We start from the raw sequence: 20152 nt of genomic DNA, 5'->3' as shown, positions 1-20152 counted from the left end.
TTAGATGTGCATCCGTTCGAATTGCAATCGGCCTTGAAAACTCATCTTTTGGCCGTAGATCACAAGCTCTATCACTTCTTGGGTGTCGGCCAGAATCTCCATTTCATCCTTCGTTATGTTAAACTGCAATTTCGTGCCCTTCCAGAACAGCGGGAAGGACAAACGCTCCCACGCATCCGGCATTTTCGGATGCACGTGCAGCATGCCGTCCAGCATGCGGACCCCGGCGAATCCCATGACGACGCATTGCCAGATCCCGCCGAGCGAAGCGGCGTGAATGCCTGCATCCGACGAGTGTTCATGCGGACCCAAATCGATTTCGGCGGCTCTGCGGAACAGCTCGTACGCCAGCTTTTTGTCATCGAAATCGCTTGCCAAAATGCTGTGCGTCGAAAAGGAAAGCGACGAATCATGAAGCGTTTTGGGCTCGTAATAATCGTAATTCGCCCGCTTGAGCTCCGGCGCGAACCGGTTTTCCAGCAAATAGAACAGCATCAGGATGTCCGCCTGCTTCGATACCTGCATTTCGTTGACCTGATCAAGGCTGTAATCCTGGAACAAGGTCCCCACCTTCGCCTGCGATTTATAAGGCGTCAAATCCAGCTCTTGTTTTTGCAGGTAGGTATCGTCTTGGGCGATGATTCCGCGTTCATCCGGCTGCGGAAGGTAAAGAGCATCCGCCTTCTCCCGCCATTCCTCCGGTCCGCGCTCCAGCCCCAGCTTGGATTCGAGCCGCTGCAGCAGCTGCGGATCGCGGTTTTTAAGCTCATCGTAATATTGGATGGCAAGCTGAAGGTTAAAATGCGCCATGTAATTGGTAAAAGCGTTGTTGTCCACGTGTTCCTTATACTCATCCGGGCCGATGACCCCGTTGATCTCGTATCTGGAGGCCGCTTCGTTCCACTCCAGGCGGCTTGTCCAAAACACGGCGGTATCGAAAATCATTTCATAGCCGTAATCGTCCATGAACCGCTGATCGCCGCTCGCCCGGTAATAATGCCATACCGCGTAGGCAATATCGGCCGTAATGTGCTGCTCGATGAATCCCGACCAGATTTTCGTCTGTTTCCCCGTGACGACATCGACGGCTCCCCATACGGGAGTCGCTTCCCCGTCGCTCGGCCAAGCGACCTCCCAAGGATACATCGCGCCTTGGAAGCCGTTTTCCTTCGCTTTTTTTCTTGCGCCCTCGAGTCCAAGATACCGGTATTCCAGAAGGGTTCTGGCCACCTTCGGATCGCTGTAGATAAAAAACGGAAGAATGAAAATTTCGGTATCCCAAAACGAGTGCCCTTTGTATCCTTCGCCGCTGAGACCCTTCGCGCCGATGCCCATGCGGCGGTCATGCGCGGGCGTCATGATGGTCAGGTGATAGATCGCAAACCGGAGCGCGAGCAGGTCGAACGGGCTTTCGGATTCGATGTCGAAGCGGTGCCGCTGCCAAATATCCGCCCACGCCTGGCGGTGCCGCTCGAAAAGCCGCTCGTATCCGGCCTCCTCCGCTTTCTTAAGCGCTTCCAGCGAATGCGCGCGCAGGTTTTTAAGGTCCCCGGCTGCCTCGATATCCGCATCGCGGCTCGTATGCACCTGGACGAATTTATGCATCTCAAGCGCCTGCCCGGCCTTCACATCGAAACGGTACGCCATTTCCATCTTGCGCCGCTCGATCTCCATCTGCGGCTCGGGCTCGAACGGCACCTCGTCGATCCGGAATCGATGCAGGGCGCTCAGAACGAAATCAACCTTGGACTCGGTCGTCGTCTGCACGAGCTGCAGATATTTTTTGTCGAAGATCCTTTTCTCGCCTTCATGGAAATGCTGGCTCCCCGAATTGGCGACCTGCGCATTGATGCCGGAAGCGAGCCGGAGCGCGATGCCCTCGTCAAGCGGCGTCATTCGCAGCTTCATCCCGATCAAATGGAGGTCATCCATCGACACGAAACGGCTGAACTCGAACCGGATCCTCTTCCCGTCCGGGCTCCTCCACACGAAAGAGCGGGTCAATTCCGCGTCGCGGAGGTTAAGCGTCCGGGCGTATTCGGTCACGTCCCCGGTCTCCAGTGAAAACCGCCGGCCGTCGATCAGCATTTCGATTTGCGTGACGTCTGCCGCGTTCGGCAGCTCGGTAACCTCCAAGTCGTCAAACCGGTTAAACGTGCCGTTCACGAACAAGTTCCGGGTTCCCCCGACGTAAGCCTCCTCCGTAGCGGAGCGGAGCCCCATGTATCCGTTCCCCAGTGACATCACCGATTCGCATTTGCCTTGGGCCAGCGGGTTGAACGACGTTTCCGTGAAACTCCACTGTTCGAGCTCCGGCTTTTGCGCGTTGTAGCTTAGCATGCATCCCAACTCCCATCTGTCTAAAAGCCTTGATTCTACGGTTCCGAAATCGATTTCGGAACGCTTAAAAAAATAATTTACGATCTTAGAAAGCGCTTCCGGGCTGATTATAGCACCGCCACGGATTCCCTGTCAACCAGATGGAACGGAATTTTTTGGTGCTGCCCCGCCGCCTTTTTCTCCAGAATGCGGATGACCTGTTCAAAAGCCAAAAAAGCCATTTTTTCAAAATCCTGATGAATGGTCGTGAGCTTAGGGGTCGTATAGCTGGATAACACGATGTCGTCAAAACCGATAACCGAAAGCTTTTCCGGAATAGGAATCCCCAGCTCGCGGCACCGGCTCATGAATCCGATGGCCATCAAATCGCTCGCAAAAAAAACGGCCGTCATCTCCGGATGCTCCTGCACATAGGAATCGGCCATTTCATAGGCGTATTCTTCGGTGTAATCCCCATTGACCACCAGGGACGGATCGTATGGAATCCCGTTGTCCTCCAGCGCCTGGCGGTATCCTTCAAGGCGTTCCTTGCTCACGACCGCATAATTATGGCCGTTGACCATTCCGATTCGGCGGTGGCCGCGGTCAATCAAATATTGAACGGCGCATTTCGCCGCAGCGACGTTGTCCGTCATGATGGATCCCGTGTTCGAGCCCGTTAAATCCGCGTCGATGACGACGCACGGGAAGTTGCTGTCCACGATTTCGAGGAAATAGGGGTCCGTCGTTTTCAAGCCGGTGATGACCGCTCCGGATACTTTATGTTCTTTGCAAAATTGCCAATACGACTTATCCTGCTGCTCGGACAAGCTGCGGGTATACAGCAGCACCTCGTAATTGTAATGGGAGGCCGCTTCGAAAATCCCCGTCATCATTTTGAACAGCACGCCGTCTTTGCCGTTGGAATACTCGAAATTGGAGAAGATGAGGGCGATGGATTTCGTCACCTTTTGCTTCAGGTTTTTAGCCAGCATGTTCGGCGAATAATTCAACTCTTCAACGGCCTTCAGCACCTTTTTTCTCGTTTCCTCGCTGACGTCGGCATACCCGTTCAGCGCTTTGGACACCACGGTGGTCGATACGTTCGCGTGTTTTGCCACATCTTTAATCGTCGCCACCTGGTTCACCTCCTGTATTTTTGCACTTATGCGGAATGGTCACATATTCACTAATTAAATCACAGCGCCCAAATCCTGTCAAAACCGATTTCGCCCGGCCTACCGGCCCCGAATTTCGGCTGCCTCCATTCCCCTCTTTTTAAATTCGCGGTTTTATATTATATTTCTCTTAAAAACGACAGCGCTTTCATGATAAACTTCGGAAGCCCCCAAGAGCCGGAACGGTACGGGAATCCGCTGTATTCATAAAAATCCTTTTAAAGTATAATTATTCCAGATGAACGCGATCAGACAAGGGGTGACACCATGTACAAAGTTTTTATCGTCGACGACGAAGCGGTCGTCCGGGACGGCTTGAAGCGGACGATCGACTGGCAGGAGCACGGCTTTGAGCTGATCGGCGATTTCGCGAACGGCCGGGAAGTGCTGGAGGTGATGGAGCATACGGTGCCGGACGTCATCATCTCCGATATCTCCATGCCGTTTATGGACGGACTGGAGCTGGCCGCAAACGTAACCCGAAAATATCCGTACGTCAAAATCATCATCCTGACCGGCTTCGACGAGTTCGAATACGCGCAGCAGGCCATCCGGCTGAAGGTATCCGACTTTATTTTGAAGCCGATTACGGCCCATGAAATGCGCGAGCTGCTGCGGAAGGTCAAATGCGAAATGGACGAGACGGCCCGGCAGCACGAGGATTTAAGCCGATTGTACAGCCAATTGAAGCAAAGCCTGCCGCTGCTTAAGGAACGTTTTTTGGAGCGGCTCGTCGTCAGCGGCTTAAGGCCGGCCGAAATCGAGGAACGTTTTCGCTACTTCGGGCTTAACCCCCTCCTCCCGCTTCAGCTCGTCATGGTGGCGGACATCGACGATTTCGGCGCGCGGCAGCTTCAGGCGGAAACGGGAAACGATACCGAAATTTTGCGCTATGCAGCCTACAACGTGCTGGAGGAGATCGCCGAACGCGAAAATTTGCTGCTGTTTCGGACGCGGGAGGAACGTCTCGTGCTGGTCGTCTCCGGCAACGCCGAAGCAGCCGGGCTTTACGAGCGGGCTTACCGCATCGCCGAAGAAGCCAGGTTTTACATCGAAAAATTTTTGAAATTTACGGTCAGCATCGGCGTCGGACAAGCGGTCAAAACCGCGGAGGAGCTTCCGGCCTCCTATAAAAGCGCCCTCTCGGCCCTGGATTACCGGTTTTTGCTCGGCAAAAACCGCGTCCTCAGCATTTTGGACTTCGAAGACCGGCCTGCCTACGAAAACCATCTCCGCGGCGATTGGGACCGCAAGCTCGCTTCCGCCGTCAAAACCGGCTCCTTGGAGGAGGTCCGGGAGCTCATTAAGCGGTTCGTCGCGGATTTGAAGGAAAGCATGGCTCCGCTCGATGCCTGCATTTTGCATATCCAAAAGGTCGTCCTGTCGCTGATGAATACGGCGCAGGAGCTTGGGCTCGACAACGCCCGGCCGATCCGCCTGACCGACGCCGACCGCTACAAAACGCTGGACGAAATCGGGGCATGGCTTGAAGAAGCGGTGTCTTCCGTCATGTCCGCCATCGCCGAAAACCGCAACCATCACACGCTGGCGCAGGTCCGGAAAGCGGTCGAATACATCGAAACCCACTATGCGGAAGAAAAAATGTCGCTGCAGGATATATGCCGCCATTGCCTGATGAGCACAAGCTATTTCAGCCTGGTGTTCAAGCAGCATACCGGCGAAACGTTCGTCGAATATTTGACCCGGGTCCGCATGGACAAAGCCAAGGAAATGCTGCAGCACACGATGTTGAAATTTTACGAAATCGCCGGCAAGGTCGGGTATGGCGACCCGAATTACTTCAGCATTTTGTTCAAAAAGCACGTCGGCATGACGCCGCGGGAATACCGCGACAAATTCGCCAAGGAGAGCCGGGCGTGATGCTCAAACCGAACAAACGAACTTCGATCATTCCGTTTCCGCCGTTCAAGAGCATCCAGTCGAGCATCTTTTTCACGTTTTCATGCCTGATCCTGGTGACGGTCATGGTCATCAGCTTGAACAGCTACCGGTTGTCGGTGGATGCGGTCGAGACGAACTCGCAAAGCTACGTGCAGGAAATCATCAAGCAAGTGAATTCCAACATCCAGTCGTACATCGACAACATGGAAAACATCAGCATGCTCGCCATGACCAACAAAGACGTCAAATATTACATTTCGGACAACAGCTTCATCAGCAAAAGCGACCGCATGCCGTACGAAAAGCGGATTTCCGACTTGTTTCAGGCGATTTTGTACTCCCGCAAAGACATTTCGGCGATCATGGTGTTCGGTTATAACGGATTTAACGTGTCGGACCGGCGAATCACCCTGCTCAATCCATACGTCAAGCTGGAGGAGCAATCCTGGTACAAGGAGGCGAAGCGGAAAGGCGGCCAATCCGTCATCTCGCCTCCCCACGTCCAAAACATCATCCAAAACGAATACCGCTGGGTCGTCTCCTTAAGCCGGGAGCTCAAAAGCACCGACGGCATCCGGGGCGAAGGCATTTTCCTCGTCGATCTGAACCTGAGCATCATCAACGACATTTGCAGCCAAATCAACATGGGCAAAAAGGGGTACGTCTTTATCGTCGATAAATCCGGAAACATCGTCTACCATCCGCAGCAGCAGCTCATCTACAGCAATTTGCGCTCGGAGCAGATTTCGCGGGCGGCGTCGGCCAAAAGCGGCACCTCCTTCACTGTCGACGACGACAAGGGCAAACGCGTTTATTCCGTTCAGGATACGAATTTCGGCTGGAAAATCGTCGGCGTCGCTTACACGGACGATTTGATCGCCAACGAGGGCATGATCCGCAATTCGATTTTGATGTACGCCCTCATCGGGATTCTCTTTTCCCTGCTGCTGTCGCTGTTTTTGTCCTACCGCATCTCGAAGCCTTTGCGCATTTTGCAGCGCGACATGAAAAAAGTGGAACGGGGCAATTTCGACGTGCGTACCAACATCGAACCGATCAACGAGATCGGGCAGCTCGGTCGGTCCTTCAACCTGATGACGGCGCAGATCAAAAACCTGATGGAGGAAATCATCGACAACCAGGAAAGCAAGCGAAAAAGCGAGCTGATGCTGCTGCAATCCCAAATCAACCCGCATTTTTTGTACAATACGCTCGATTCAATCATCTGGATGGGCGAGCAGAAAAAACACGAGGAGGTCGTCCTGATGACTTCCGCCCTGGCGAAGCTGTTCCGGGCCAGCATTACCAAAGACAAGGAGCTTGTGCCGATCCGCGTCGAAGTGGAACACATCACCAACTACTTGTTGATCCAAAAAATGAGATACGGCGAGCAGCTGGAATACGAGATCGACGTTTCCCCGGACATCATGCACTATAAAACGCTCAAAATCCTGCTTCAGCCGTTCGTGGAAAACGCTATTTACCATGGCATCCGCAACAAACCCGAACCCGGGAAAATCACGATCCGCGGCCGCGAGCAAAACGAGACGATCCTTTTCGAGGTCGAGGACGACGGGATGGGCATGACGCCGGAGCAGCTTGAAAACATCTGGACGATGCACGACAAAAAACAAGGCGCCAAATCGACGAGCGGCATCGGCATCGGCAACGTCCATGAGCGAATCAAGCTGTTTTTCGGGCAAGAGTACGGCATCCGAATCCAAAGCGAGCCGGAAGAAGGCACGGTCGTCACGATCGCCATTCCGAAAATAAAGGAGTAGCGCCCATGCGAATTCAACGTGCCACGCTGCTCTTGACCATTATTTTTATCGCGTCCGTCGTGTATGTCATTTTGTATTTCAAGCTGTTTATCCCGGCGCCGGAGCATGAACGGAGCATTACCGTCATTTTGAAGGAACATAACATCCGCTCGGACTTTTGGCAGACGGTCAGCAGCGGAGCGAAAGCCGCCGCCAAAGAGGCGGGAGCAGAGATCGCCATTGCCGGCCCGCTGCAGGAGACCGACGTGGACGGCCAGGTCGAGCTGCTGGAGGAAATATTGGCGCAAAAACCGCAGGCGGTCGTGATCGCTCCGATCAATGACGACAGGGTGACCGAGCGGCTGCAAAAAATACAGGAAGCCAAAATCCCCCTCGTCATCATCGATACGCCGGTCAAGCTCGGTTCCGCGCCGGCTTTCGTGTCCAACGACCACACCGCCGCGGGCGTTCAGGCGGGAAAAGTGACGCTCGATCAGACGGGGAACCGCCCCAAATCCGTCATTATCAGTGATTTTGCCGCGTCGGGCGTTTCGGCGGAACGGGAAAAGGGCATTCGCCAAGCGCTCCTTCCCTATGGCCAAAGCGTGTACGGCACGTATTACTGCTCGGATTCGGAGGAACGCGCGTATTTGATCGCCAAAACGATGATGCGGGACCACGGCGATTTAAACGCCATCATTGCCTTAAACGAATCGGCGGCGCTGGGAGCCGCCAAAGCGATCAAGGATGCGAGCAAAATCGGGCTCATCAAGCTGATCGGCTTCGACACGTCCGCTTACGAAATCCGCCTGCTCGAAGAAGGCACGTTAAACGCCACCGTCGTCCAGCAGCCGTTCAACATCGGCTACCTCGGTGTGCAAACGGCGCTCGACATGCTGGACGGCAAAAAGGTCAAGCCGGTGACGTATACGAATTCGATCGTCGTCACGAAAGAAAATATGTACTCCCAGGAAAACCAGAAGCTTTTGTTTCCGTTTATCGATAAATGAATCATGCTAGCGATCCTTATGAAAGGTGTGAGCGCCGATGAACTCCCGCCTGCTGCTTAATCTGGCGAAGCTGTCGATTTCGTTCATGCTCCTCTCCCCGCTGTTGTTGTCCTGTTCCGGCACGAATCCGCCGAAGCCGGCGCTGAAGCCCAAAGACAATCCGCCGGCGGTGATCAATTTCATCGCCTCGGAATACAGCTCGCAAACGAGGCCGCTGCTCGAAAACCTGGTGCAGGACTTCATGCTGAAAAATCCGGACATCGTGATCAATCTTCAAGTCGCCAACTGGGACATCCTGGACATCATTTATACGACCATGATCAGCAAAAACCAGCCGCCGGATCTGCTGAACACCAACGTGTACACGCATTTTGCAAGCGACGGCCTGCTGAACGACATGGATGACCTGATGTCGCCGGAGCTGAAAAAGAAATTTTATCCCGACCTGCTCAAGCTGGACAACTGGAACGGAAAGCAATACGCCATCCCTTACGTCTCTTCGACGAGGAAGCTGTATTACAACAAGGCGTTGTTCCGCGAAGCGGGGATCGAAGCGCCGCCGCAAACGTGGTCCGAGCTCAAGGAAGATGCCCGCAAAATCAAACGCTCCGGCAAAGCCCGCGGGTTCGGGGTGGATCTGACCGACAACGAAATTCAGGCCTACCTCTCCTACTTTTTCCTGGGCGCCGGCGGCGGGTGGATCAAAGACGGAAAATGGACCATCAACTCGCCCCAAAACGTGGAAGGCCTTACCTTTTTGAGGGATATGTACGCCGAGGGATTGACCGATGCCGACCCGACGGTGACGACCCGGGACGAGAAGCAGCGCGTCCTCGGCGACGGCAAGCTCGGGATGATGATTTCGGGCAACTATTTCAATCTGGTCGTTCCGCGCGAATTCCCGAACCTCGAATACGATAAGGGGCCCATCCCCGTTAAGGACGGGGTGAAGCCGATCAACTTCGGCGTGCACGACATGCTCGTGTCGTTCAAAACCGACCACACGAACAAAGAGGCCATCTCGAAATTTCTCGATTACCTGTATTCCAGCCCCGTCTATGAGGAGATCATCCAGCAGGAGGGTTTCCTTCCCGTCACGCAGCTGACCGGGGAACGCCTGGGGTCGGCCAACCAAGAGATGAAAGCCGATTTGGCCGCGCTGCGGAAAGCCAGCTTTTACCCGATCCAGCAGCCCGAATGGCAGGCGGTGATGGATACGGCCCGGAAAATGGGGGACGCCGTGCTTCACGACCATATGTCGCCGCAGCAGGCGCTCGACGAACTGCAGAAATTCGCCGAGGAGGAGCAGCGGAAGCTGATGAAGCAGCATAAGAAATAACATTTATCGACGCACTCTGTAGTTATTCCATCTGATATTATAAAAATTAACGATGCAAAGCGAGGAAAGCCGGACACAGGGTCCGGCTTTTTTGCGCTTTGACGAGAAGAAATGCTGATGAAAAAAGCGGTATCGGAGGAGACGGAATCGATCTGAAGAAGCGATAGCGGTCGCCTTTGTCCCCGAATTTTTACTTTTTGGAAAGATATCATTCAATAAAATTTGGGGCAACAGTGATCGGAAGAACGATCCGGATCCGCAGCGGCAGCATCGCTTATTTTCATTCATATAGCATAGAACCCAATTTTCCGGAAAGAGAAAATAACAAAGAATTCATGGAAGAATTTCGATAGAGTGATGGAGCCTCTCTCTTTATGATTACTGTAGGCGCTGTAATTCGAGGGCAGCAGACAATATGGCGTTTGAACACGATTCCAAGGGAGGGTTAGCTTTTATGGTGTCTAAAACAAGATTGGCTGCGCTTGGCATCGCGGCATTGATGGCCGTCGCCCCGCTTGCAGGCTGCGGCAGTTCCAAGGAAGAAGCGAAACAGACGGAACCCGCCAAAACGGAAGAACCGGCGGCAACCAATACGGATGGCGGAGCCAAAACGGGCAGCGACGACGGAGCCAAAAAACTGACGGGCGAATTCGAAATCCAATATTTCGTCGGCGGCTACGGCGATAAATGGTGGAAAAAAGTCATCGCCGATTTTCAGGCCGCAAATCCGGATTTGAAAATCAAGGAAAGCGGCGGCCCGAAAATCAACGATCAGATGAAACCGCGCTGGGTTGGAGGCAATCCGCCGGATTTCGTCTACATCGACGGACCGAACCTGAACGACCGGCAAATGGTCGAAGACGGGCAGCTGGAGGATTTGACCGACTGGATTAAGGACGCCAAAAATATCGACGGCGACAAAATTTCCGATATTTTGGCCCAGCCCCCGCAGCTGTTCGACGGCAAGGTCTACGACATTCCGCTCGTTCTGAATTCCTGGGGCGTCTTCTGGGATAAAGCCCTTTTCAAAGAAAAAGGCTGGGAAGAGCCGACCGACTGGCAGTCCTTCATGGCCGTCAGCGACAAGATCAAAGCGGCCGGCGTGACGCCGTTTATCCATACGGGCAAATACCCGTACTACATCAACGGCGCGATCCTGTATCCGGCCATCGTGTCTGCGAATAACAACGACATATCGATCCTTCAGGACATGGCGGCATCCAAGGTGGAAGCCTTCCAAAGCCCTGCCGTCCTGGCGGCCCTGAACAAAATCGTGGAGCTGCGCGACAAAGGGTTCATCGACAAAGCTTCCATCCAAATCAACCATACCGATTCCCAAATGCTGTTCCTGCAGCATAAGGACGCGTTCATCCCGAACGGCCTCTGGCTGCCGAACGAAATGGCGAAAGACATTCCGGGCGGATTCGCCTTCGGCTTCATTCCTTCGCTTACGCAGGACAACGGCGGCAAAGTCGTGGCCAACACGTCCACGGCGAACGTAGCGATCGCCAAAAACGCGAAAAACAAGGAAGCGGCGAAAGCGTTCCTGCAGTTTATTTTCTCGAAAGCGCAAGCTTCCCAATGGGCCGAGCTTAGCGGCGCTCCTTCCAACATCAAAGGCGACATCAGCGATTCCAACGCGCCGAGCCACGTGAAGGACGCGGCCAAATATTTGACCGACCCGAACACGGTCGTCGTGCCTGCCATCACCTTCAACGCTGACGTCGATAAGGCCATGCAGGATGCGACCGACGCGCTGACCATCGCCAAAATCACCCCTGAGCAATGGGTGGAACGCGTGGTCGAAGCGGCAAAAAAAGCCAACAAATAAAAAATTGAATCCATTGGGGTTTTGACGATCAGGACGGAGGATGACGGGGATTTACTCTTCGGCCATCCTCCTTATCTTATTTTGAAAGGCAGGTTTAACGGATGAGATTGGGAACTACCAAGTGGCAGCGGAGCCTGTTTATCGCGGCGTTCATTCTCCCCACCTTTTTGTTCTTCTGCCTGTTTACGATTTATCCCGTCGTGCAGGCGATGTATTATTCGTTGTTCGATTGGTCGGGCTCGTCCGACAACAAAACGTTTATCGGGCTCGACAACTTCAAGGAAATGATTCATGACCCGATCATCTGGAACGCCATGGGCAACGACTACTTTCTCGTCGTCGGCAAAATCATCGGCATTATGATTTTGGCCACCTTCTTTGCCGTCGCCTTGACCCGCTTCCGGTTCAGGCTGTCGAACTTTTTCCGGTCCATCTTTTTTATCCCGAACGTCATTTCCGTCGTCGTCATCGGCGTCTTATGGAACTTCATTTACAATCCGCAAATCGGCTTTTTGAACGCGTTTCTGTCGCTGTTCACGAAAGAAAAGGTGGACATCACCTGGCTCGGCTTTACCAGCCATACGATTTGGATGCTCCTGCCTCCGGCGATCTGGGCCGGCATCGGCTTTTACATGATTCTGCTCATTGCGGCGATCCAGGGCATACCGGAATCCTATTACGAAGCGTCCAGCCTTGAAGGCGCGGGCCAGTGGGCCCAGTTCCGCCATATCACGCTGCCGCTCATCTGGGAACAAATGAAGGTATCGATCCTGAACATCATGATGACGACGCTGAACGGCTCGTTCGTCATCGTCATGATCATGACAAACGGCGGTCCGGACAACTCGACCCAGGTCATGGGTTCCTACTTGTACCAAATGGCTTTCAGCCAATACCATTTCGGTTACGGCGCAGCCATCGGCGTACTGATTCTGATCGTTTCGCTCATCACGACCGTCGTCCTGCAGCGCCTCATGCGCCAGGAAACGATCGAAATCAGCTGATCTTATATGCCCGGGAGGAACGTATTATGAAATCAGGCGGTTTACATCCTATCTATAAAATCCTGTTTTATGCCATTCTCGTCATTTGGGGGCTGTCCGTGCTTTATCCGCTGCTGTGGACGCTGCTCGACGCGCTCAAAAACAACGATCAGTTTTTCCGCAAAATGCCCTGGTCCCTGCCGGACATTCCGCTCCTCTGGAGCAACTTTACCTACGTATGGAGCGAATTCAGCTTCGATAAATATTTCGTGAATTCCGTCGTCGTCACCATCGGCTCGACGCTGCTGGGGTTGTTTCTGGCCGCTTCGACGGCTTACGTGCTTGCAAGATACCCGTTTAAAGGCAGCAACGTGCTTTATCTCATTTATATCGCGTCCATGATGATCCCGTTCAGCCTGGCGCTGATTCCGCTGTTTTTCTTGCTCAATTCGATGCATCTGACCAACTCGTCCTTCGGACTGATCCTGGTGTATGCCTCCACCCTGATCGCCTTCGGCGTTTTCGTGCTCGTCGGCTTTTTCAAAAGTTTGCCTAAAGAACTCGAAGAAGCGGCCGCGATTGACGGCGCCTCGTATTTCGGCATCTTTTTCAGGGTGATGCTTCCGCTCTCCCAGCCCGGATTGATTACGGTCGGCATCGTCAACGTGCTGAACATCTGGAACGAATACATCATCGGCACGATCCTCGTCAACGATCCGGACCATTATACGCTTCCCGTCGGGATCGCGATGATGCAGGCGCAGATGCAGTACCGTACCGAATGGGGTCCGCTGTTCGCGGGACTGCTCATTACGATGGTACCGGTGCTGGTCGTCTACATGTTCTTCCAGCGCCAGATCGCGAGCGGAATTACGGCCGGCGCCATTAAATAAGGCCAAGCTTGGTCAGCCGGATGCAGCTTCGCACACATTAAAAAAGCGGATGAACAAGCCTTAGTTTTGGTTTTTCCATGCTAAGGTTATTGTTTTTTTCCAAGGGCGAAAAAGGGAGCGTACTTACGTGTCAAAGACAATCCGAAAACTGCTGGTCATGAACATCCTCAGTTCGATCATCTCCATCTATATTTCGATATTTGTCAATCTCTACATTTGGGAATCCGATCATGGCATTGGCGACGTTTCCCTTTATAACGCATCGATGTACGTTTGCTGGGGGCTGACGTTTGCGCTGGCCTCGAGGATGAACAGCCGCTTCTCCATCAGGCCGCTGCTCGCTTTGTCCGCCTTATGCGGCGGTTTGGCGTTCTTATATTTGATGACCGTCCATTTGGAGTCCCGCATGCTCTGGATCGTGCTGCTTGGCGTCCCGGTCGGCATGATGTTCGGTTTATCCCAATCCTCGCAAAATTTGAGCATCGCGCTGCAGGGCAAGGAAAACGAGCTCGCGCCGTATTTCGCCGCCGTCAATATTACCTCGCAGGTTTTGAACATGGCCGTGCCGATTTTTTCCGCCGCAGTGATCGAATGGTTCGGCTACAACGGCTCCTTTGTCGCCATGCTTCTTTTTATTGCGGCCATGCTCGCCTATTCGGCAAAAATGCCGAAAATATACGTGCAGGTTCGGCCGGCAGCCCACGCGCAGCGGATCAAGGAGCCTTTTTACGCCTTGGGCTTCCGGACCGCCTTCAGCTATCCGGGCGCCAAATGGGTCCTGCTTTCCCTGCTTGCGGCAGGATTGTTTTTGCAGTTTCAAAATATGTTCGCATTGCTTTTTACGTTTTCGGTCACGCAAAACAAGATGCTGATCGCCGTGTTGAATCTATTGTACACGTTATCCTCTTTGCTTGGATTATGGCTGTACCGGAGAATCCGCCTCCATGAAATGCGCTGGCTCTGGATCGGCACGCTGCTGCTTGCCGCAGGCTTTTTGATCGCGCTGCTGCATCATCCCGCCATGCTGATCGCCTCCAACCTGCTCACCTCCGTGGGGATGTTTTATTTCTCGATCGTATGGAATGCGCAGCAGTTCAAATACATCAAACATTTGTCCCCCGGGACCAAACGCAGCTTTCTGGTGTGGCGGGAATGCATCCTGGTACTGACCCGCTGCGTCCTGCTGGGACTTACCTTTTCGCTGACCGAAATCAAAGGCGCTGCCTTTGTCGTTATCGCAGGTTTGGCCGTCGCCTGCCTGATCGCGATCCCCGTGTTCCAAAAATGCGCCGGCAGGGAAAACGGCAAGCTCGGCCCGCCGCATTCCCCGGAGCCCGAACCTGCAGCGATGCCATAGGCGATGCCAGAAAAAAAAGACTCCCGCCGGCTCAGGTTTTGAACCGGGATAGGGAGTCTTTTAACGTTCCTGACAGCACCTGGAGTTTTCTGGACAGCTGGACCAGCCCCGAGCTGATGCCAAGCTGTTCCGTGCTGAGCGAAGCCACCTCTTCGGAGGTTGCCAGGGATTGATCCGACACGCTGCTCACGCCGGCCATCGCATCCGACAGCAGAAGCTGGGACTGCTCCAATTCAAGGATGGAGCCGTTCACCAGCGCCAAATGCCGCATCAGCTCGTTCATTTGCGCGCCAACCTGGTTAAACAGCATGTCGGCTTGTTTCACGGAGGCGATTTGCTCCATGAAAATCGGGCCGGACTCCTGCAAAACCTGCGCGGTTTCGCCGATCTCGCGAAGTATGGCCCCGGTGATCGGACGGACGGCGTCCACGGATCGCTTCGCCTCCTCGGAGAGCTCGCGGATTTCGTCCGCTACAACCTTGAAACCTTTGCCGTAGCTCCCGGCCCGGGCCGCTTCGATCGTTGCGTTGAATGACAGGATGTTCGTCTGCTTCATCAGCTGCGTCAACATTTCGAGCACTCGGGAGATGGATTCCGTGCTTTGTTGCAGTTTGGCCACTTTCCCGGTCATGATGCCGATTCGTTCTTCCATATCCCCGGTTTTGGCGATCAATCCGGCCATATATTCCGTTCCCGTCCGGCTCGTTGCGTTGACGTCCTCCGCCAGCATGCGCATGTCCCTGCTCGTTCGCACCAGCATTTCGGTCTGTTCTTTGGACCGCTGCGCAAGCTGCTTCCCGCGTTCTGCCTCGCTTGCCAGCCCTTCTCCACCCCGAGCGATTTCGGAGGTGGCGGACGCGATTTCCTTGGCCGTTTCCGCCGTGTTCAGGGACACGTACGAAAGCTCCCCCGCCATCTCCCGCATCTCGTCCGCGGACCGCTCCGCCTGCTCGACCAGACCGGTCAGGTGCCGCATCATTTCGTCGAAGCTTCGGCCGACCTGTCCGATTTCGTCCCTGGAGACGGCATCGGTTCGAACCCGCAGGTTCCCGTCCGCTCCCTGCTTCATCAATTCCCGCAGGCGGCCAAGCGGTTTGCCGATCATCCGGGCGACCAGCCATCCGATGGCGACGGCAAGCGCAAATGCGCAGGCCAGCACCCATATCGTCGCTTGAAAGATGCGTTTCGTATCCTTCACCATCTCGCCGACCGGAATCATCCCGATCGTGAACCAGCCGTTGATTTCCGACTTGGCCATCACCACCTGCTTCGACCGGTCCGGCGCAAGGAATGCGTATTTCGGCTTGCTCATCCCTTCGGGAGGCAGCGAAATACCGGACGTACGTCCCAGCTGCGAGGCACTTTCGCTGTAGATCACCTGATTTTGGGGACTGATGACCTGGATGCTGCCGCCGTCGCCCATCCCCACATGCTCCACCTGATCCTTGATCGCAGCCAGATCGATATCGATCAGGATGACGCAGTAACCCCGCGAGGCCCCTTCGCCGGTAATGACCCGGCCGAGCGTAATGGTCGGATTCGTATTCCGGTTTCCGTCCAGATTGTGGTGGATCCAGACGGAGCGGCCGCCATTTTCGGCAATTTGCTTGAACCAGTCCTCGTTGCCGTAATTTTTGCTCGCCAGCAGGCCGGAACGCGTCGGAATGACCGTACCGTCGGTTTCCAGCACCTCGATCGAAGTGATGTACGCATCCGAAAACATATACGACTGCAAAATTTCATCCAACCGATCGGCCAGCCGCGTATATTCCGCCGGTTCGTTTTTTTGCTGAAGCAAATCCAGGACCGTCTCCTGCATCGCTTTATCCACGAGCATCTGCATTAGAATCTTGTCGAAGGAATGAAACAAAAAGTCGAGCTTTTGGCTCGTTTGCACCGCGGTTTCCAAATACGCCCCCGTCACTTCGCGTTCCAGCGCCCTTTTGGAAATGCGATAAGATACCGCGCCGGTCACCGCCACAAAAACCATGACGGCCGCAATCATCATCAGCGCGATTTTCGTTCCGATCGACCGCAGCGGATTCCAGCGGAACGATTCCTTGAAAGCTCTTTCCGACATCGGCATGCCCCCCTATTGTACCGTACCGTTTTTTGGAAGCGGCATAACCTTACTATATCGGTCTTCAAGGGGATGCTCTATCGATTATCTTCTACATTTTCTCGAAATTATTCTCTTCTGAAAAACCGCCCGTCCCGGAATCGCCGCAAATGTTTGTGCCAATAATGGGAACATTGCCTTTTTAAGTTGACTATCCGCGTCACGTTCATCTACAATAGATTAGAAAAGCGTTTTAGGCGCATTTTCACAAAAGCGGACCGCCTTTTGAGGTGGTTTTTGCGGTTTTAGGATGACCGGCTTCGCGGAAACGAAAGATTTTTTAACAGGATTTTGCAGCGTTCGTCCAGCCGCTCCCGGTGCCGGCCGACCAACGGACTCCCCGTTTCGGTCCGGCGGAAGCGACTCTGCGAAGTTCGCAGCATCCTCTTTTTTAAGATAAATTTACAAGACAGGTGAAGAAAGAATGACAGCATCCAAAGATTACCGTATTCTGCTATATTATAAGTTCGTACAGATTCCAGATCCGGAGCAGTTTACTGCTGAGCATCTTCAATACTGCAAGGATCTGGGCGTGAAAGGACGCATTCTGATTGCCTCGGAAGGCATTAACGGAACGTTGTCCGGAACGGTGGAACAAACCGAGAAGTACATGAACGATTTGAAGGCGAACCCGCTGTTCTCCGACATCGTCTTCAAGATCGACGAAGCCGACGGCCATGCATTCAAAAAGATTTTCGTGCGCCACAGAAAAGAACTGGTTACGTTCCGTTACGAAAAACCGCTTGATCCGAACGTGATCGGCGGCAAAAGACTGTCTCCGAAGGAATGGCATGAGCTGCTGCAAAGAGACGACGTCGTCGTGATCGACGGACGGAACGATTATGAATACGAGATCGGCCATTTCCGGGGCGCGATTCGTCCGGAAGTTAAGTCCTTCCGCGAGTTCCCGGAATGGATCCGGAACAACCTCAGCGAATATAAGGACAAGAAGGTGCTTACGTACTGCACGGGCGGCATCCGCTGCGAAAAACTCACCGGATTCCTCATTCACGAAGGCTTCAAGGATGTCAACCAGCTTGAAGGCGGCATCGTGACCTACGGTAAAGATCCGGAAGTCAAAGGACATCTGTGGGACGGAAAATGTTACGTGTTCGACGAGCGCATTTCGGTTCCGATCAACCGCACGGAAGAAGACGTGGTGATCGCAAAATGCCATCACTGCGGCACGACGGAAGACCGTTACATCAACTGCGCGAACCCGGTTTGCAACAAGCAGCATGTATGCTGCCCGGATTGCGAGGAAAAACATCAATCCTTCTGCTCGGATGAATGCCGCGAAGCGGTTCTCGGCGTCAACGCGTAAAGAAAGGTTCCAAAAAAACGGCTTGTTCGTTCAAAACGAACAAGCCGTTTTTGTATGCCTTGCCGGCCGTTACCGCGAGAAAACAACATGGGTTCCCGTTGGGTCGGGACGTTTTGGGACAACGTCCGGCTACCGTTCTCCTTCTTCCTCCAGCAAAATCTCCAGCATCTTCTCGCGGTCGTTCATCATTTGGCGGGTAATGATGTAATGTTCCGTTTCCTCCAGCTCCACCTCGCGCATTCCCGATTCGTCGAGCAGCCAAATCTCCGCATGGGGATAAGACATCAAAATCGGCGAATGCGTGGCGATGACCAGCTGCGAATTTTGCTTGACAAGCTGATGGATGCGGGACAACATCGACATCTGCTTCAGCGGCGAAAGCGCCGCCTCCGGTTCGTCCATCAAGTAAAGCCCCCGTCCCCCGAAGCGATGCATGAAAGTTGCGAAAAAGCTTTCGCCGTGGGACTGCTCATGGAGCGACTTGCCGCCGTAGGATTCCTTGATGCGAGGGCCGCTGCCCCTCTCGAGATCGAGCTTGTCGATCGTCGTCGCCACGTTATAGTAGCTTTCCGCCCGGAAAAAAAATCCGTCCTTCGGCCGCACCGCGCCGCGAACGAGCCGCAAATACCGATACAGCTCCGAATGGGAAGCCATCGTCTCAAATGCGAAGTTTTGCGTCCCGCCCTCCGGGTTGAACCCCCACGCGATGGCCAACGCTTCGACCAGTGTCGATTTGCCCGAGCCGTTTTCGCCGACGATAAACGTGACCGGCTTCCGGAACGACAGGCTGGCCAGATCATGCACCGCGGGAAGGTTAAATGGATACGTCCGGAAGGACGGCACCTCGTCCCTTTTCAGCATCATGCTGCGCAAATAAAGCGAACGCGGGTCCAGCATTCGGCCATCAGTCCTCCTTTCGACCCGATCCGTTCCTTGTGAAAAAGGGCATCATCCACCCTCAAACTCCGGTAGGAATGATGCCCTTGCGATAGGCTTGTCCGAAAATTACAGCAGTTCTTTGCGAAGCTGCTCGGCCGATTTCGGCGACAGCAGGCCGAACGGAATATCGAACACCGTTTTGGCGCCTTTGTCTCCTTGAGCGGACAGCTTGGCTGCGGCACGCGCATAAGCGACCAGCACGCTCGCGGTAAATTCGGGGTTGCTGTCCAGCTTGAGGCCGAACTCGATGATTTGGGTGCTGTTTTCGCCGGTGCGTCCGCTGCGAAGCACGGTACCGCCGTGAGGCATCGCCGAGTGGTTCGCCTTCAGCTCCTCTTCGCTGATGAAGTTCACGGTCGTGTCATAGTCGGCGAAGTAGTTCGGCATTTCTTTGATTTCTTTTTCGATGCGGGCCACATCCGCGCCTTCCTCCGCAACGACAAAACATTCGCGAAGATGCTTTTGGCGGGTGCTCAGCTCCGGATTTTCCCCGGCGCGCACTTTGGCTACCGCTTCTTCGACCGGAATGGTGTACTGCACGCCGTTTTTAACGCCCTCCACGCGGCGGATCGCATCGGAGTGGCCTTGGCTGACGCCGCGTCCCCAGAACGTATATTCCTTGCCCTCCGGCAGGATGGCTTCCGCCAGCATCCGGTTCAGCGAGAACAGGCCCGGATCCCAGCCCGTGGAAATGACGCTGACATGGCCGGACGCAGCCGCTTCGGCGTCGACGGCCGCAAAATATTCGGGAATGCGCGCATGCGTGTCGAAGCTGTCGACGGTATTGAACCATTTCGCGAATTGGGGTCCCTGTTCAGGCAAGTCGGTCGCAGATCCTCCGCACAGAATCATCACGTCGATTTTGCCGATATATTTTTCCGCTTCCGAAATATGTACAACCGGCACGCTAGCCTCTACGCCGTTGGGCTCGCGGCGGGTGAAAATCGCTTCAAGCCGGATGTCCGGGTTTTGCCGGATCGATTTCTCCACGCCTTTCCCGAGATTTCCGTATCCCACAATACCAACCGTAATTTGTTTCATATAATCCTCCCAAAGAAGCAATATAGTGTCTTTTCTATTTCTGACCTCTATTATAAACGGAATTGCGGATACATGCCATTCGATGTGAGGAAAAGCACAAATTTTTGGCATAAAAATGCAGGGACGTCTGCCCCTGCACAGCGTAAACGATGCTTCC

14 protein-coding genes are annotated in these 20152 nt (G+C 54.1%); 9 read left to right on the top strand and 5 right to left on the bottom strand.

Annotation, left to right across the window (positions count from 1 at the left end):
• Together MKY58_RS06980 and MKY58_RS06975 are read right to left on the bottom strand one after the other, a co-directional pair.
• Positions 1 to 2340 (bottom strand): glycoside hydrolase family 65 protein, encoded by a 2340-nt coding sequence (locus MKY58_RS06980; protein WP_339323988.1) that lies wholly within the window; start codon positions 2338 to 2340, stop codon positions 1 to 3.
• A gap of 107 nt (positions 2341 to 2447) precedes the next feature.
• Complete coding sequence (locus MKY58_RS06975; protein ID WP_339323987.1) at positions 2448 to 3458, bottom strand: LacI family DNA-binding transcriptional regulator; 1011 nt, start codon at positions 3456 to 3458, stop codon at positions 2448 to 2450.
• A 306-nt stretch (positions 3459 to 3764) separates the two neighbouring features.
• Between MKY58_RS06975 and MKY58_RS06970 the strand changes: the two genes are divergently transcribed.
• The 8 genes from MKY58_RS06970 (at position 3765) to MKY58_RS06935 (ending at position 14572) form a co-directional block, all read left to right on the top strand.
• Positions 3765 to 5378 (top strand): response regulator transcription factor, encoded by a 1614-nt coding sequence (locus MKY58_RS06970; protein WP_339323986.1) that lies wholly within the window; start codon positions 3765 to 3767, stop codon positions 5376 to 5378.
• Positions 5378 to 7180: a sensor histidine kinase gene (locus tag MKY58_RS06965; RefSeq protein ID WP_339325074.1), complete on the top strand. Its 1803-nt coding sequence runs from the start codon at positions 5378 to 5380 to the stop codon at positions 7178 to 7180. Before MKY58_RS06970 ends, MKY58_RS06965 begins: the two co-directional genes overlap by 1 nt.
• A gap of 5 nt (positions 7181 to 7185) precedes the next feature.
• A complete protein-coding gene (locus tag MKY58_RS06960) occupies positions 7186 to 8169 on the top strand; it encodes a substrate-binding domain-containing protein (protein ID WP_339323985.1) in 984 nt (327 codons plus the stop codon).
• 37 nt (positions 8170 to 8206) lie between these two features.
• The gene (locus MKY58_RS06955; RefSeq protein WP_339323984.1) at positions 8207 to 9508 is read left to right on the top strand and encodes an extracellular solute-binding protein; all 1302 of its coding nucleotides are present in this window, start codon (positions 8207 to 8209) and stop codon (positions 9506 to 9508) included.
• A gap of 454 nt (positions 9509 to 9962) precedes the next feature.
• On the top strand, positions 9963 to 11339 hold the full coding sequence (locus MKY58_RS06950; protein WP_339323983.1) for an extracellular solute-binding protein: 1377 nt from the start codon (positions 9963 to 9965) through the stop codon (positions 11337 to 11339).
• A gap of 101 nt (positions 11340 to 11440) precedes the next feature.
• Positions 11441 to 12343, top strand: coding sequence for a sugar ABC transporter permease (locus MKY58_RS06945; protein WP_036712436.1), 903 nt, complete (start codon positions 11441 to 11443; stop codon positions 12341 to 12343).
• A gap of 26 nt (positions 12344 to 12369) precedes the next feature.
• Positions 12370 to 13215, top strand: a complete 846-nt coding sequence (locus MKY58_RS06940; RefSeq protein ID WP_339323982.1) for a carbohydrate ABC transporter permease — start codon at positions 12370 to 12372, stop codon at positions 13213 to 13215.
• Positions 13216 to 13342: 127 nt separating this feature from the next.
• Positions 13343 to 14572, top strand: a complete 1230-nt coding sequence (locus tag MKY58_RS06935; RefSeq protein WP_339323981.1) for an MFS transporter — start codon at positions 13343 to 13345, stop codon at positions 14570 to 14572.
• 31 nt (positions 14573 to 14603) lie between these two features.
• Here the strand turns inward: MKY58_RS06935 and MKY58_RS06930 are convergent, their stop codons facing one another.
• On the bottom strand, positions 14604 to 16652 hold the full coding sequence (locus MKY58_RS06930) for a methyl-accepting chemotaxis protein (RefSeq protein WP_339323980.1): 2049 nt from the start codon (positions 16650 to 16652) through the stop codon (positions 14604 to 14606).
• A gap of 463 nt (positions 16653 to 17115) precedes the next feature.
• On the opposite strand from MKY58_RS06930, the gene MKY58_RS06925 reads away from it, so the two are divergent.
• Entirely contained in the window at positions 17116 to 18015 is a 900-nt protein-coding gene (locus tag MKY58_RS06925; protein WP_339323979.1) for a rhodanese-related sulfurtransferase, read from the top strand.
• 129 nt (positions 18016 to 18144) lie between these two features.
• On the opposite strand, the gene MKY58_RS06920 is transcribed toward MKY58_RS06925, so the two are convergent.
• Together MKY58_RS06920 and MKY58_RS06915 are read right to left on the bottom strand one after the other, a co-directional pair.
• Complete coding sequence (locus MKY58_RS06920; RefSeq protein WP_339323978.1) at positions 18145 to 18912, bottom strand: AAA family ATPase; 768 nt, start codon at positions 18910 to 18912, stop codon at positions 18145 to 18147.
• 108 nt (positions 18913 to 19020) lie between these two features.
• Positions 19021 to 19995, bottom strand: a complete 975-nt coding sequence (locus MKY58_RS06915; protein ID WP_339323977.1) for a diaminopimelate dehydrogenase — start codon at positions 19993 to 19995, stop codon at positions 19021 to 19023.
• Positions 19996 to 20152: the final 157 nt, after the last annotated feature.

Origin of the sequence: Paenibacillus sp. FSL W8-0194, assembly GCF_037969745.1 — a bacterium.
GTDB lineage: Bacteria > Bacillota > Bacilli > Paenibacillales > Paenibacillaceae > Paenibacillus_AQ > Paenibacillus_AQ cookii.
The sequence above is the reverse complement of the archived record's forward strand: the minus strand, read 5'-3'. Positions and strand labels throughout refer to the sequence as shown.